General features: G+C 61.6%; 12 protein-coding genes and 1 riboswitch. Of the genes, 6 read left to right on the plus strand and 6 right to left on the minus strand.

The genetic code is table 11. The features are described 5' to 3' along the window. Nucleotides 1-9: 9 nt before the first annotated feature. The 4 genes from PDO_RS02200 to PDO_RS02215 all read left to right on the plus strand — a co-directional run bounded on the left by PDO_RS02200 (nucleotide 10) and on the right by PDO_RS02215 (nucleotide 4,123). On the plus strand, nucleotides 10-1,110 hold the full coding sequence (locus tag PDO_RS02200; protein ID WP_007597209.1) for a polyamine ABC transporter substrate-binding protein: 1,101 nt from the start codon (nucleotides 10-12) through the stop codon (nucleotides 1,108-1,110). Between the two features lie 108 nt (nucleotides 1,111-1,218). Beyond that, entirely contained in the window at nucleotides 1,219-2,373 is a 1,155-nt protein-coding gene (locus PDO_RS02205; RefSeq protein ID WP_007597211.1) for an ABC transporter ATP-binding protein, read from the plus strand. A 10-nt stretch (nucleotides 2,374-2,383) separates the two neighbouring features. Continuing rightward, nucleotides 2,384-3,289, plus strand: coding sequence for an ABC transporter permease subunit (locus PDO_RS02210; protein WP_007597212.1), 906 nt, complete (start codon nucleotides 2,384-2,386; stop codon nucleotides 3,287-3,289). Between the two features lie 15 nt (nucleotides 3,290-3,304). After that, complete coding sequence (locus tag PDO_RS02215; RefSeq protein WP_007597214.1) at nucleotides 3,305-4,123, plus strand: ABC transporter permease; 819 nt, start codon at nucleotides 3,305-3,307, stop codon at nucleotides 4,121-4,123. A gap of 24 nt (nucleotides 4,124-4,147) precedes the next feature. On the opposite strand, the gene PDO_RS02220 is transcribed toward PDO_RS02215, so the two are convergent. Beyond that, entirely contained in the window at nucleotides 4,148-4,390 is a 243-nt protein-coding gene (locus PDO_RS02220) for a DUF6460 domain-containing protein (RefSeq protein WP_007597216.1), read from the minus strand. A gap of 77 nt (nucleotides 4,391-4,467) precedes the next feature. After that, complete coding sequence (locus PDO_RS02225) at nucleotides 4,468-6,366, minus strand: AsmA family protein (RefSeq protein ID WP_160167015.1); 1,899 nt, start codon at nucleotides 6,364-6,366, stop codon at nucleotides 4,468-4,470. Nucleotides 6,367-6,531: 165 nt separating this feature from the next. On the opposite strand from PDO_RS02225, the gene PDO_RS02230 reads away from it, so the two are divergent. Continuing rightward, a complete protein-coding gene (locus tag PDO_RS02230; RefSeq protein WP_007597219.1) occupies nucleotides 6,532-8,484 on the plus strand; it encodes an acetoacetate--CoA ligase in 1,953 nt (650 codons plus the stop codon). Between the two features lie 265 nt (nucleotides 8,485-8,749). Here the strand turns inward: PDO_RS02230 and PDO_RS02235 are convergent, their stop codons facing one another. Both PDO_RS02235 and PDO_RS02240 read right to left on the minus strand, forming a co-directional pair. Beyond that, entirely contained in the window at nucleotides 8,750-10,393 is a 1,644-nt protein-coding gene (locus PDO_RS02235) for an ABC transporter permease (RefSeq protein WP_052023367.1), read from the minus strand. A 134-nt stretch (nucleotides 10,394-10,527) separates the two neighbouring features. Next, a complete protein-coding gene (locus PDO_RS02240; RefSeq protein ID WP_007597221.1) occupies nucleotides 10,528-11,175 on the minus strand; it encodes a LysE family translocator in 648 nt (215 codons plus the stop codon). A 20-nt stretch (nucleotides 11,176-11,195) separates the two neighbouring features. Then, a riboswitch (ZMP/ZTP riboswitch) is annotated at nucleotides 11,196-11,280 on the minus strand. Nucleotides 11,281-11,510: 230 nt separating this feature from the next. Here PDO_RS02240 and PDO_RS02245 point away from each other — a divergent pair. Then, a complete protein-coding gene (locus tag PDO_RS02245; protein WP_007597222.1) occupies nucleotides 11,511-12,482 on the plus strand; it encodes a helix-turn-helix transcriptional regulator in 972 nt (323 codons plus the stop codon). A 175-nt stretch (nucleotides 12,483-12,657) separates the two neighbouring features. On the opposite strand, the gene PDO_RS02250 is transcribed toward PDO_RS02245, so the two are convergent. Beyond that, nucleotides 12,658-12,969 carry a globin family protein gene (locus PDO_RS02250; RefSeq protein WP_141649788.1) on the minus strand — a complete coding sequence of 104 codons (312 nt, stop codon included), beginning with the start codon at nucleotides 12,967-12,969 and terminating at the stop codon, nucleotides 12,658-12,660. A 148-nt stretch (nucleotides 12,970-13,117) separates the two neighbouring features. Further along, nucleotides 13,118-14,859, minus strand: a 1,742-nt coding sequence (locus tag PDO_RS02255; RefSeq protein ID WP_007597223.1) for an ATP-binding protein, incomplete at its 5' end; no start/stop codon positions are given.

The following is a 14,859-nucleotide window of genomic DNA, read 5'->3' on the forward strand; positions in this document are numbered from 1 at the left end:
GGAGAAAAAATGAAGGCTCATTTCATTCGTACAGCGTCGGTGGCCCTCGCGACGATCTTCATCGCATCGGCTGTCCAGGCGCAGGAACGCGTCGTCCACGTCTACAACTGGTCCGATTATATCGACGAATCTGTCCTGGAGGATTTCACCAAGGAAACCGGCATCAAGGTCGTCTATGACGTCTTCGATTCGAACGAATTGCTGGAAACCAAGCTGCTCGCTGGCGGCTCCGGCTACGATGTCGTCGTGCCGACCGGTCCATTCCTGGCCCGCCAGATCACGGCCGGCGTGTTCCAGAAGCTCGACAAGTCGAAGCTGCCGAACCTCGCCAACATGTGGCCGGAAATTTCCGAGCGCCTGGCCAAGTACGATCCCGGCAACGAATATGCCGTCAACTACATGTGGGGCACGACCGGCATCGGCTACAACGCCGCCAAGATCAAGGAAGCGCTCGGCGCCGACTTCAAGGTCGATAGCTGGGATGCGATCTTCAAGCCGGAAAACGCGGAAAAGCTGAAGGCCTGCGGCATCAACATTCTCGATGCTTCGGACGAGACCTTCGCGATCTCGATGAACTACATCGGCAAGGACCCGGACAGCAAGGCGGCCGCCGACCTCGAAGCCGGTGGTGCCGTCTATTCCCAGATCCGCCCGTTCGTTAAGACCTTCAACTCATCCTCCTATATTGATGATCTCGCCAATGGCGACATCTGCGTGACGATTGGTTGGTCGGGCGATATCCTGCAGGCCAAGGCGCGTGCGGAAGAAGCCAAGAACGGCGTCGAGATCGAGTATGTGATCCCGAAGGAAGGCACATACATGTGGTTCGACAATCTGGCGATCCCGGCGGATTCCAAGAATGTCGCCGAAGCACATGAATTCATCAACTATCTGATGAAGCCGGAAGTGATCGCCAAGGCGTCGAATTATGTGCAGTATGCCAATGGCAACCTGGCCTCGCAGGCTCTGCTCGATGAGGCGGTGATCAAAAACCCGTCCGTCTACCCGACCGAAGAGACCGTCAAGAAGCTCTTCACGATCTCGCCTTATGGGCCGAAGGAGCAGCGGGTGCTCAACAGGGTTTGGACCCAGATCAAGACCGGCAGCTAACGGTCAAAAACACCAGCCGGGCGCCTCAATCGCCCGGCTTTTTCTTGTGGGGCCAAAACAACAAGCAAGAACAACAAGCAAGAACAACAAAACAGTCGGGATCAGGCGATGGCGAAATCTCTGGGGCCAGTTAAGCGTAAATTCTCACCATGGACCGATCCGGACGCGGTTCCCTTCATCCGTTTTGAAAATGTCACCAAGCGCTTCGGCGATTTCGTCGCGGTCGACAATCTGACGCTGGATATCTACGAGCGCGAATTTTTCTCGCTGCTTGGTCCGTCCGGATGTGGCAAGACCACGCTGATGCGCATGCTGGCCGGTTTCGAGCAGCCGACATCGGGCCGCATCCTGCTGCAAGGCAAGGACCTCTCAGGCACGCCGCCCTACAAGCGCCCGACCAATATGATGTTCCAGTCCTACGCGCTTTTCCCGCATATGACGGTTGAAAAGAACATTGCCTTCGGCCTGGAACAGGACAATCTGCCCAAGGGCGAGATCGATGCGCGTGTCCAGGAAATGCTCAAACTTGTCAAGCTCGACCAGTTTGCCAAGCGCAAGCCGAACCAGCTTTCTGGCGGTCAGCGCCAGCGCGTGGCGCTGGCCCGTTCTCTTGCCAAGCGCCCCAAGGTGCTGCTGCTCGACGAGCCGCTTGGCGCGCTCGATCGCAAGCTGCGCGAGGAAACCCAGTTCGAACTGATGGATATCCAGACCAAGCTTGGTCTGACCTTCCTGATCGTCACCCATGACCAGGAAGAGGCGATGACGGTGTCCGACCGCATTGCCGTCATGGACAAGGGCATCCTTGTTCAGGTCGCGACGCCGGCCGAGATCTATGAGGCGCCTAACTGCCGCTATGTTGCGGATTTCATCGGCGACATCAATATCCTTGAGGGCAAGCTGGTCAGCCGCGATGCCGCGACCGGCAACGATATCGTCAAGGTCGATTGCGAAGGCATCAGCGTTGCCGTTGAGCAAAGCTGCGCAGCGTCGCCCGGCGATGCCGTCGCCTTTGCTATCCGCCCGGAAAAGGTCCGCATCTCTCTCGATCAGCCGGCCGATATCTCGGCCAATGCCCTGCATGGTGAAGTTTGGGATATCGGCTATCTCGGCGATTTTTCGGTCTTCATCGTCAAGCTGGATGATGGCCGCATGTTCCGTGCAGCCCAGGCCAATGTCGCCCGTCTGGTCGACCGGCCGATCACCTTCGGCGACATGGTCTGGCTGTCCTGGTCGGCAGATGCCGGCCTTGTCCTGACCCGCTGAGGAGGCGACCATGGCCGAACCAGTCTCGACAAGCAAATCCGATCCGGCCCGCTGGCTGGTCGTCGTCATTCCCTATCTCTGGATGGTGCTGTTTTTCGTCGCGCCCTTCCTGATCATCGTGAAGATCTCGCTGTCGGACACGGCGATCGCGATGCCGCCCTACACACCGGTCTTCGAAGGCCTGGCCTCGATCCGCGACTATCTCTCGCAGCTGGATTTCGAGAACTATTTCTTCCTGCTCGAAGATCCGCTCTACATGAACGCATACCTGTCTTCGCTGCGGATCGCGAGCATCTCGACGCTTCTTCTGCTTTTGATCGGCTATCCCATGGCGCTGGCCATGGCGCGCGCCTCCGTCACGATCCGACCCACATTGCTGATGCTGGTCATCCTGCCATTCTGGACGTCGTTCCTGATCCGCGTCTATGCTTGGATCGGCATCCTGAAGCCGGAGGGCCTGCTGACCATCGTGCTGCACTGGCTGGGTCTAATGGACCCGAACGATCAGGTGCAGATCTTCCGCACCGAGACGGCCGTGTTCATCGGCATCGTCTATTCCTATCTGCCCTTCATGGTCCTGCCGCTCTATTCGGCGCTGGAAAAGCTCGACGGCACCTTGCTGGAAGCCGCGAGCGATCTCGGCTGCCCACCGTGGAAGGCCTTCTGGAAGATCACTTTCCCGCTGTCCATCCCGGGCGTGATTGCCGGCTCGATGATCTGCTTCATCCCGATCACCGGCGAATTCGTCATCCCCGACCTGTTGGGTGGTGCCGAGACGCTGATGATCGGCAAGACGCTGTGGACGGAATTCTTCGGAAACCGCGACTGGCCGCTGGCCTCTGCCGTCGCCGTGCTGCTGTTGCTGATGCTGGTCGTGCCGATCGCGATCTTCCAGAACCAGCAGCAGAAAGCGTGAGGGGAGGGTGCCACGATGAAATCCGGTAAGTTCGACGCGACCATCCTCTCCATCGGTTTTGCCTTTCTCTACATTCCGATCCTGATCCTGGTCATCTACTCGTTCAACGATTCCAAGCTCGTCACCGTCTGGGGCGGGTTCTCGCTGAAATGGTATCGCGAGATGTGGTCGAATGCCGGGCTGATGGATGCGGCCTGGGTGACGCTGCGGGTCGGCCTGCTCAGTGCCTCGCTCGGTACGGTGCTTGGAACGCTGACGGCGCTGGCTCTCGTGCGCTACGGCCGTTTCCCCGGCCGCCTGCTGTTTTCTGGCATGGTCTATGCGCCGCTGGTCATGCCGGAAGTGATCACCGGCCTGTCGCTGCTGCTGCTTTTTGTTGCCGTCGGTGTCGATCGCGGTCTGGTGACGGTGATCATCGCCCATACGACATTCACTATGTGCTACGTGGCGATCGTCGTGCAGTCGCGTCTCCTGACCTTCGACACCAGCCTGGAGGAGGCTGCCCAGGATCTAGGCTGCCCGCCGGTCAAGACCTTCTTCAAGATCACCCTTCCGCTGATCCTGCCGGCGGTGGTGTCCGGCTGGATGCTGGCCTTCACCCTGTCGCTCGATGATCTGGTGATCGCGAGCTTCACCACCGGGCCGGGTGCAACGACGCTGCCGATCAAGATCTATTCGCAGGTGCGCCTCGGCGTCACGCCGGAAATCAATGCGGTCTGCACCATCCTGATCGGCATCGTCACCATTGGCGTCATCATCGCCTCCCTGACCACGAAACAGCGGGAACTGCAGCGCCAGCGCGACGAACATGTCGCGGCACGGGCAACGTCGTAAGATCTGCGAGACATGCCGCCATGCCTAGTCGCGTGGCGGCAGCAGGATATAGGTGATCAGCCACAGCGGCAGGACGATCATCGCGCCAAGCAACATGCGCGGGGCGGCCCAGCCGAACCCGGCGATCATCGCCGAGTAGATCTCGTCGGGCGTGACACCGAAATAGTCGAGAACGGCTCTGGGCGAGAGACCGAAAAACGACAGGAATGTGCCGGCAATCAGCGATGCCAGCGCAACCTTGACCAGTCCCGATAATATTCCCCGCAACGTCCGTTCCCCCAGACACGCTTGATTCGGTCTATCTTAGCGACTGCCGAAACAATGGGAAGCAGTTGGCCTGATCGCTACGGCGCGGGATTGGCTGGCAGACGGGGCGCGATGGATGGCGACGGGGCATTCGGCACCGGAGAGATCACCGGATCGGACCAGACGCCGCCGATGAAGAAGGACAGCGGGCTGTCTGCATTTGCACCGCCTTCATCAGTCGGGGTCAGTTCACCCCGCAGGGCCAGTGCCTGGCGGGTGAAGGGCGCGATCCCGCTCAGTGTCAGGGTTTCGCTGCTGCCCGAGATCTGGGCCTTTTCGATTTCAGCCGACCCATGATCGAAGCGCGCCGTAAGGTCGAAATGGCTGAAAGAAAAATCCTCATCGCCCGCAGCACTCAGCTGAAAATAGGCGTGCCCCTTTGCCATGGCCCGAAGACCCTCAGCATCAAAATTGCGCAACACCCCGTCATCGGCGCGAAACCGCAACGTGCCCGACATGGTCTCGACGCTTTGCCTGAGCCCACCATTCGGTCCGCCGTTCGGCAGGCGTGCCACAAGATCGACCGAGGCCTGTCCCGCTGGCATGGTGCCATCCAATGCCAGGCCCTCCATCAGGTGTTCTATGTCAATGCCCTCGAGCGACAGGCTGAGGTCCGCATCCTGGCCGACGGCGCCATCCGGGCGGGAGAAGCGGGCGCTGAGCGAACCGCCGAGAAATTCCGCGTCGCCGATCACCAGTTTCAGACTGTCGCCCTTGCCGATCAGGCTGGCTCCGAGACCGGTGAGTTCGAACGGTGCCAATGTCGCGATGCGCGCCGATACCGTCACGTCGAAATCGATCCAATCGACAAAACCCGGCAATCGGGCCTCCGCCTTGTCGTCGACATCGAGTTCAAGACCGCGCAGCAATCCGGCAAGGTCGAGCCGGTCAAGCGCCAGCGTGCCGCTGAGCGTCGGGCGTGCCTGATCCGGATGCGTTAGCGCAAGGAACCCGTCGCCGCTAGTGCCGTTGACCTGGAAGGACAGGTCCTCAAATCGCAGTTCATTGACCGCCATCACGAGATTTGTCTTCAGTGCTGCGGTTTGCCAATCCTCGCTGCCGGCAAGACGAAGGCCGCTAAAGGCGGCAAACGCCGGGACATCTGCAGCGTTGAGTTCGAGGCTGCCGTCGCCAAGCCGGCCCTTCATCAGGTTCGCCTTGCCCTGGAAGCGGCCGGTAAGGCCTTTGACATCAATCCCGAGAACCACATCCGCGACGTCGCCACCGATCAGCATAAGAGGTGAATCTGTCTGGATCTGCAGGGTGACCGGCCGGCCTTCGAAACTCAAGGATGCCTTGGCGTCGAAAGCGCTGGACAGTCTGGGCCAGTCGATGTCCGCCTGCAGGCTTTGGGCGACGAACTCCTGTCCGGATGTCTCGTCGACCAGCGTGACCTCGCCATCGACGACCTGCACGCTGTCGACCGCGGCATCCAGGCTGGGATCGATTTCCTGCATGCCGGCTCCGTTCCGGTGCGCGTCGCGCACGGCTGCGGTCAGCCTGCCTTCATTGCTCCAGTCGAGCTTGCCGTCCCTGTTACGCTCGATCCTGATCCTTGGCCGGACAAATCGAAATTCTGAAAACTGTGGCTGGCCACGGATGGCGCTGTAGAAGCCGAACGAAGCTGACAGTGCATCGATTTCAGCCAGCAACTGATCGCTGTTGCCTTCACGCTTGTGCACGCTGACATCGGTCAGCGTCACCCGAGGCTCCGGCCAGAAGCTGATCACGGGTGGCCCGTTGATCGTCACGTCATGCCCTGTCCAGCCACTGACCGCCGATCCGATCGCCGAGCGCACCAGACTGCTGGAAATCAGATGCGGCGCCGCGATCCGAAGCAGAACCGAGGCCAGGATCACGCTGGCTGAAACCACAATGACAAGCCGCAGCAGCCGGCGCCGGCCGGGCTGTTGCCTGTTGTGCAGTTTTTTGCTCATCCGGGCGTCGGACATTCTCGATCCTTCAGGCGGTGGCGTGTCCAACCGTGATTGCCTAGTCTCGCCCGATACAGGAATTGGCGGAGCCGTGCAAACCGCAGGACTGACCATCCTTTATATTGCGATGCGGTATGATATACACATCGACCATGTGAGGAGGAATGCATGACAGATACTATGCCCCTTTGGACGCCGTCGGAAGCCTTCAAGGCATCGGCTCCCATGACGGATTTCATCACCTGGTGCGGCAAGTGCCGCGACAAGACCTTCGATGATTATGATGACTTCTATGACTGGTCGATCAGCGAGCGTGGCCCGTTCTGGTCGGCAGTCTGGGACTATTGCGATGTCAGGGGCGACAAAGGCGGCATCGATCTGGTCGATGGCGATGTCATGCTCAAGGCACGGTTCTTTCCCGAAGCCCGTCTGAACTTCGCCGAGAACCTGCTGGCGAAGGCGGGCGACGGTGACGCCCTGATTTTCCGGGGTGAGGACAAGGTTTCCGAGCGCTGGAGCTGGCAGCGGCTGACCGCGACGGTGTCTCGCCTGCAGCAAGCCTTGCGCGATCTCGGCATTTCCGAAGGTGACCGGGTGGCGGCCATGATGCCGAACATGCCGGAGACAATTGCGCTGATGCTGGCCGCGGCCTCGATCGGGGCGATCTGGTCGTCCTGCTCACCTGATTTCGGCGAACTGGGCGTGCTCGACCGTTTCGGCCAGATCGAGCCGAAACTGTTCATTGCCTGCGACGGCTACTGGTACAATGGCAAGCGTCAGGACGTGGCCGACAAGGTCAGGGCCGTCTCCGAAAAACTGGCCGTTCCCGTCCTGATCGTGCCTTATGCCGGCGATGCACCGGCGCTGGCGGCATCCCTTGCCGATGGCCGCACATTCGATCAGTTCATCGCGCCTTATGCGGTCAAGGACATCGACTATGTGCCGCTGCCATTTGCGCATCCGCTCTATATCCTTTTTTCCTCGGGAACCACTGGCGTGCCCAAATGCATCGTGCATTCCGCCGGTGGCACGCTGCTGCAGCACCTGAAGGAGCAGCGCTTTCATTGCGGGCTTTCGGCCGGCGACAGGCTGTTCTATTTCACCACCTGCGGCTGGATGATGTGGAACTGGCTGGTTTCCGGCCTCGCCAGCGGCGCGACGCTCTGCCTCTATGACGGCTCGCCCTTCCATCCCGACGGCAATGTCCTGTTCGATTATGCCCAGCAGGAGAAATTCGCCATCTTCGGCACCTCGGCGAAATATATCGACGCTGTTCGCAAGGGCGGCTTCACCCCGAAGACGACCCATGACCTCTCCAGCCTGCGCCTGATGACGTCGACCGGCTCGCCGCTGTCGCCGGAGGGTTTTTCCTTCGTCTACGAGGGCATTCGCGACGACGTGCAGCTCGCCTCGATCTCCGGCGGCACCGATATCGTCTCATGCTTCGTGCTCGGCAATCCGCTGAAACCCGTCTGGCGCGGCGAAATCCAGGGCCCCGGCCTCGGCCTCGCCGTCGATGTCTGGGATGACGAGGGCAAGCCCGTGCGTGGCGAAAAGGGCGAATTGGTCTGTACAAAGGCCTTTCCCTCGATGCCGGTGATGTTCTGGAACGACCCGGACGGCGCCAAATATCATGCGGCCTATTTCGACCGCTTCGACAATATCTGGTGCCATGGCGATTTCGCAGAATGGACCGAGCATGGCGGGCTGGTCATTCACGGTCGCTCCGACGCCACGCTCAATCCGGGCGGCGTGCGTATCGGCACCGCCGAGATCTACAATCAGGTCGAGCAGCTGGATGAAGTGGCCGAGGCGATCTGCATCGGCCAGGACTGGGACGACGACGTGCGCGTCATCCTCTTTGTCCGACTGGCGGCGGGGCTCATCCTTGACGAGGCGCTCGACAAGAAGATCAAGACCAAGATCCGCACCGGCGCATCGCCGCGCCATGTCCCGGCAAAGATCATCCAGGTGGCCGATATCCCGCGCACCAAGTCGGGCAAGATTGTCGAACTTGCCGTGCGCGAAGTTGTGCACAACCGTCCCGTGAAGAACAAGGAGGCGCTGGCCAATCCCGAGGCGCTGGATCTGTTTGCCGACTTGCCGGACCTGAAGTCCTGACACATCTGATCCGGATCGGGGCATCTCGCTGGGTGCACCCCCTATTTCTGGGGTAGTGGCGGAGTGCCGCCCGTTAGGGATCTGTTAAGAGGCAGTCGGCATAGATGAGGGCAACTTGGAGACGCACGATGACTGTGCGGTGTAAACCCAAATCGGGTTTTGAAAACATGATGTTGATCGCCTTCTAACTCCGGTTCAACAGCATCAATTTCAGGGCGGCATTGGCCGCCCTTTTTTTATGCCCGGACGACCGACGCCTGCCTCGTCAGTTGCCCGCGTCGAGCGAGCGAGACACCAGGATCACCGGGATCAGGCCCGCCAGGATGATGATCAGGGCGGCAACGGAGCTGTCCTGCGCCATGCCGCGCGAGGCATCCTCGTAGACGAGCGTCGCCAGCGTGTTGAAGTTGAACGGTCGGAGCAGGATCGTCGCCGACAATTCCTTCAGGGTTTCGATAAAGACCAGAAGCGCGGCGGTGAGCACCGCGGGCCTCAGATTGGGCAGCAGCACTTCGCGCAGGGTCTGCAGTCCGGAGCGTCCCAGCGTGCGCGATGCCATGTCGAGATGCGGCGAGAGTTTCTGGAAACCGGCATCGATCGTGCCTTCCGCCATGGTCAGGAACCGCACGGTATAGGCATAGACGATGGCAAAACCGGTGCCAGACAACAGGAGCCCGGTCGAAATGCCGAGATACGCCCGCAGGAAACCGTCGACCGCGTTGTCGAACGCGGCAAGCGGGATCAGCACGCCGATGCCGAGCACGGTGCCGGGGATGCCGTAGCCGAGCGAGGCAAGCCGGCTCGCACCGGTCGCAAGCCGGGAGCGGTCGGTACGGGCTGCGTAGGACAAGACGAAGGCCAGGATCACCGTCAGGATGGCGGCAGACGAGGAGACCAGCGCGGAGTTCCATAGAGCCTTGATCAACCGCGGTTCCAGGAAGCCATCGAGGCGGCGCAGCGCAAAGCCGCCCATGACGACAACAGGGATCACGAAGCCAACCAGGATGGGCATGGTGCAAAACAGCGTGGCAAACAAGCCGCGGGCGCCGGCAAGCGGCAGCCGCACTGCATCGGTAACGATTGCCGTGGTCTTGTGGCTGGCAAAACGCTGGCGTTTGCGCGCATAGCGTTCGACAAGCAGCAGCAGCGCCACGAAGATCAGCATGACGCAGGCGATCTGCGCCGCGCCCGCCAGGCTGCCGCGGTTGAGCCAGGTGTCGAAGATCGAAAACGTCAGCGTCTGCACGCCGAGATACTCCACCGCCCCGATATCGTTCAGCGTTTCCATCATCACCAGGGTGAGCCCGATCATGATCGCCGGCCGTGCCATCGGGATCTGCACCTTGGCAAACACCCGCAAAGGCCCGGCACCCAGCGTGCGGGCGACGTCGGCCGCGGCACGCCCCTGCATCAGGAACATCGAGCGGCAGGCGAGATAGACATATGGGTAGAGTACCGCAGACATCACGAGCACCGCGCCGCCCAGCGAGCGAACGTCGAAGAAACTGTAGTCCCGCGCGGTCTTGAAGCCGAAGATCGTACGATAGAGCGTCTGGACCGGACCGGTGAAATCGAGAAATTCGCCGAAGGCATAGGCCGCCAGATAGGACGGGATGGCGAGCGGCAGCACAAGCGCCGGAGACAGCCAGCGGCGAAATGGAAAGTCGCAGGCCGCAACCAGCCAGGCGGTGCCGATGCCGAAAAGTGCGGTCACGGCGCCGGTCAGGACCAGCAACCACAGGGTCTGCAGACCGGCCCGCGGCACCACATTCATCAGCATATGCTGCCAGTTCTCGCCATCGCCGGAAAAGCCGATGACAAAAATGGCAGCGATCGGCATGAACACCACGGCGGCAACGACCATAGCCGCCTTGGTGGCGGCGCCGATCCCGCCGCGGGCGGGCTTCATCCGAGGGGTGGCGAGCGGGCGCACGTCAGAGACCAATCTGTCTGTCCTTGCGAAAGCGAAACTGGGTTTTCTCTAGCCGAAACGCCGCGCAAAGGAAACGGCCACCTTGGCCGCACCGCCATCCCGCCCAGTCTTCAGTTTTTGGCCGAGGACAGGCTTTCGCTGATCAGCCGAACACCGAGCCCACCCATCACGACGCCAGCCGCGCGGTCGACCCAGAGCTTGAAGCGCAGATAGACGGCCTGAGAGCGCCTGGCGGAAAACGCCAGCGCGACGATGGCGTACCAGCCGGCCTCGATGACGAAGATCGCCGGAGGCAGGATCAGCAGCGCCGCAGCCGGCGGACTGGCCGGCATCAGGGCCGCAAAAATGCTGGCATAGACCACGGCGGTTTTCGGATTGCTGATTTGGGTTGCGAAGGCGATTGCCAGGCAGGAGAGCGCCGAGCGGCCGTCATAGGTGCCGGTTCCGACATCGGCGACAGGCAGGCGTGCCCCCTGCCAGATCCGGATGCCGAGATAGACGAGATAGATGCCGCCAAGAACCTTGAGCGTCAGATAGAGCCAGGCCACCTGCTGCAGCAGGGCGGTCAAGCCCGCGAGCGCTAGCGTCGCAAAGAGCGCACCGCCCAGGCCCATGCCGATCGCGGCGGCAAGACCGTGTAGGCGAGAGCGCGAGACGGAGAGGCGTGACACGAGGATGAAACTCGGCCCGGGGCTCATCGCGCCGATCGCGATGGCGCCGAGAATGCTGAAAAGCGTGGCAGTGATCGTCAGGGTCATGGGCGCAGTCCTTCTGTCGGAGGAATTGCCCAGGCGCGCGGCGGTCGGGTTGGTCCGCGCTCCCCGATGGTGATCCATCTCCCTGCGCCAGTCACGCGGACAGCGCATCAGTCCTTTGATTCCGCCGAGATTGCAAGACCGTCAATCGGGATAGCCTGCCGCAAATGCAGTCGCCATTTGCGTCCGCTGGTTGTATTATGTCGCTCGATCCTCGGCTTGTCACGCAAGAGCCGACCATATGGGCTTTGATTGACAAGACCCCTTTCGCCGAAACTATATCGACTGGACAGCCGCTTACATTCTCCTTCCATCACCGTTCACAGAGAGATGAATGCATGGATGAATTGGCATGGATCGCGCACAGCGAAGTCGGAAGTGCTGTTCAGGGCTTCGATGGCGAGGGCCGTATCGCGTTCGTCGATGGCCCGTTTGCCGGGTTCATCGAGCGCGTCCCGGTGCGGCCGGGCATCGCTCTTTATCGCTCACGGGGCCGTTCGAGCCATGCGTGGACCCTGAAGGCGCAAGGGGATTCTCCGGCGGGCAATCTGGTTCTCGGCACCATGCTCGACGGGGCCGGCACGATCGACGCGAGCGGTAATACCAGACAGGTCTGGCACGAGCCGGGGCGTCCTTTTCTGCTCAGCCTTGCCGAACGTGACATCGCCTATAATCTGCAGGCCGGCCAGCATTGGAGCGCTGTGACACTGCTTCTGGAACCCGATGCGCTGGAGGCACTTGCGGTGCAGGATGGGGTTCCGCCGCTGGTGCGTGCCGTTCTGGACAATGGACGCTTGCCTGTTTCACGGGTGCTGGAAGGCAACCGCATGGTGGCCCGCTTGGCGCAGGATCTCTTGAGCCCCGTCTACATGGGCAGCATGGGCGCCCTTTGGCGCGAGAGCAGGGCGATGGAACTCCTGGCACATCAGCTCGATCACCTGGCGGATGGAGCGCCAATCGCTGCGGCGTTCACCCTGAGCGAACTTGCCCGCGTCCGTGACGCCCATCAGCAGCTGATAACGCAATTGCGCTGCCCTCCCAGCCTTGACGGGCTCGCCAATCAGGTGCGCTTGTCTCCGCGTCGCCTCAACCAGGCCTTTCGCCATCTCTATGGCATGACCGTCTTTGGGGCTTTGCTGGACGCACGGATGAAAGCTGCCTCTCGCCTGATGCGCGAGCGGACCGATCTGCCTTTGAAACATGTCGCCTGGATGGTAGGATACCGCCAGCTTTCCAACTTCGTCACCGCCTATCGCCGCCGTTTCGGTGTGTCGCCGGGACAGCACCGGCGCACCGACCGGATCGACTGACGTCGCTTGACGGCTTTGCGAACGGACACGCCATGGTCGGCACAAAGCAGTTCTTGGCCAGGACACGCTCGAAGGGCGGCGACCGGGCATGATGCGGCCTCTCCGTTCCGATGAATGACCGAGCAAAAGTTATGCGGGGCTGCAAATGATTATGCGGCTTTGATCGGCGTGTTGATCACGCCTGCAACCTGCGGGAAACAGTGCGCCATGTCTCTCTGGCCTGCGCCCGGGAGCGCGGCACGGCTGCGAGGGCGGCATCCATCAGGTGGCTCCACCGGTACACCTCCCGGATTGGCGTCGGTTCGGTTTCGTGCCGGCACACCTGACCGCCCTCGTGGGTCATTGGCGAAGGAATATCGATATGCAAGCGTTCATTCTCGCTCTTATTCTGCGCGCACAGGCCTGGCGTGACGGTCGGCGCAATCGCAATCGTTAAGCCATCGGCGGTGGCGATCAGGTCGTGATGCGGCGGTCCCGATCGATCCATGCCACCATACCGATGGCGCAACGGAGCGGCAGGCGCGAGATCTCCTCCCGATCATCGCGGCAACCTGTCGCTCCACCATTTCATGGTCGCCGCAGACTTGCATGCGGCTCAGCCGGTTTCCAAAAGCGCGGACTGCTGCGCGGCCGTCTCAATCTGCCAGCACCCTCGGCGAGGGGAAACTCACCTCGACCAGCGTACCTTCGTTCGGCGCGGACGAAATGGCAAAGCTTGCCCGGTTGGCGTCGACCATGGCCTTTGTCAGCGGCAGGCCGAGGCCGGTGCCGTCGCCGCGGTTGCGCGGGCTGCCGGTCGAGACCTGGCGGAACGGCTTCATCGCCTGTTCCAGTTCGGTGCGCGACATGCCGATGCCGGTGTCGCGGATCCTCAGCGCCACGCTGCCATTGGCTTCATAGGCCGTCGAGACGATGATCTGGCCGCCGGACGGAGTAAACCGGATGGCATTGGCCAGGATGTTCAGCACGATCTGCTTGATCGACCGACTGTCGGCCACGACATTCGGCACAGCCTGCGACAGGGCGGTGCGAATGATCACGCGCTGGCTGTTGGCCTGTGGCTGGATGATCGACACGGCTGCCTGCACGGTCTCGTTGAGGCCGACCGCGGCAAAATCGAGGTCCATCTCGCCGGCTTCGATCTTGGAAATGTCGAGCAGGTCGTTGACGATGTCGAGCACATGGCGGCCCGAGCGCACGATGTCATGGGCATATTCGCCGTAGCGCGGATGGCCGACCGGGCCGAAATGCTCGTTCGCCATCATGTCGGCAAAACCGATGATCGCATTCAGCGGCGTGCGGATTTCATGGCTGACCCGGGCGAGGAAGTCGGTCTTGTGCGCATTGGCGGTTTCGGCCGCCCGCTTGGCGTTGCGCAGCTCTTCTTCGGTGCGCTTCCACTGGGTGATGTCGCGGATGACCACGCAGAAACCGTTCGACGAGCTCAGCTTGCCGATCGTCATGAACAGCGGCAGGAAGCCGCCGGAGGCCTCGCGGCCGATCACTTCGCGGCCGTCGTTCAGCACGCTCGCCACGCCATGGCCGGCAAGGCCGCTCAGATAGTCGAGGATCGACTTCTGGCTTTCATGGGCAAACAGCATGACAAACGGTTTGCCGCGCGTTTCCATGTCGTCGAAATTGAACAGCGCGCTGGCGGCCCGGTTCATCGAGCGGATATCGCCATCGGCATCGAGGATCACCACGCCATCGGTTGCGGTCTCCAGGATCGAGCGCATTTCCTCGACTTCGACCCTCAGGCGCGCAGCCTCTCCAGCCTGGGCTGCTGTCATCTCCGGCAGCGCGTGGACCGGCGCCGGGCGGGTCGCTTCCGGTTGCACGATCAATGCCAGCATCAGCGCGCTGGCGTCGTCGAAGCGCACCGACTGCAGGCGGGCGGTCACCGGCACCAGCGTATCGTCGGCCCGGACTGCCACGACCCGGCTGGACTGATCACCGTTGCTGTCGAGATCCTGGCGCTGGATCAATGCGTCGAGGCCGCCGGATTGTTCGAGTTCGTCCAGGGAGGCATAGCCGGTTAGCGAGAAGAATTCCGGATTGGCATGGATCAGCCGGTCGCCGACATGCACGAGCAGCGCCACCGGCATCAGGTCGACGATCTCGGCCGTCAGGCTTTTTTCCCTCTTCAGCGGCAGGCCTTCAAGCAGGGCTGCTGCCGGCTGCACGCGCTCTTCGCGCGGCGCATCGGCTTCGTCTGCCGGTGCTGAAGATGGTGCTGTTGTCACGGATGTCGACGGTATTTCTGCGGTGGCCGCTGCCGGGACATCGGCAGCATCGGGCTCCGGCGCGATGTCGCTTGTCTTTGCCTGCTGGCTTTCACTCAGCGATTCTTCGACCTTGGCACGCAGGCCCATCGGGT

The sequence above is a fragment of the Rhizobium sp. PDO1-076 genome (assembly GCF_000247475.1).
Taxonomy (GTDB): Bacteria; Pseudomonadota; Alphaproteobacteria; order Rhizobiales; family Rhizobiaceae; genus Allorhizobium.

Excerpts from the sequence above, each read along its gene's own strand:
- PDO_RS02250 (WP_141649788.1), bottom strand. The coding sequence starts at position 12,969 with ATGGATCGATCGGGACCGCCGCATCACGACCTGATCGCCACCGCCGAT.
- PDO_RS02235 (WP_052023367.1), bottom strand. The coding sequence starts at position 10,393 with ATGAAGCCCGCCCGCGGCGGGATCGGCGCCGCCACCAAGGCGGCTATG.
- PDO_RS02225 (WP_160167015.1), bottom strand. The coding sequence starts at position 6,366 with ATGAGCAAAAAACTGCACAACAGGCAACAGCCCGGCCGGCGCCGGCTG.
- PDO_RS02230 (WP_007597219.1), top strand. The coding sequence starts at position 6,532 with ATGACAGATACTATGCCCCTTTGGACGCCGTCGGAAGCCTTCAAGGCA.
- PDO_RS02245 (WP_007597222.1), top strand. The coding sequence starts at position 11,511 with ATGGATGAATTGGCATGGATCGCGCACAGCGAAGTCGGAAGTGCTGTT.
- PDO_RS02200 (WP_007597209.1), top strand. The coding sequence starts at position 10 with ATGAAGGCTCATTTCATTCGTACAGCGTCGGTGGCCCTCGCGACGATC.
- PDO_RS02210 (WP_007597212.1), top strand. The coding sequence starts at position 2,384 with ATGGCCGAACCAGTCTCGACAAGCAAATCCGATCCGGCCCGCTGGCTG.
- PDO_RS02205 (WP_007597211.1), top strand. The coding sequence starts at position 1,219 with ATGGCGAAATCTCTGGGGCCAGTTAAGCGTAAATTCTCACCATGGACC.
- PDO_RS02240 (WP_007597221.1), bottom strand. The coding sequence starts at position 11,175 with ATGACCCTGACGATCACTGCCACGCTTTTCAGCATTCTCGGCGCCATC.
- PDO_RS02215 (WP_007597214.1), top strand. The coding sequence starts at position 3,305 with ATGAAATCCGGTAAGTTCGACGCGACCATCCTCTCCATCGGTTTTGCC.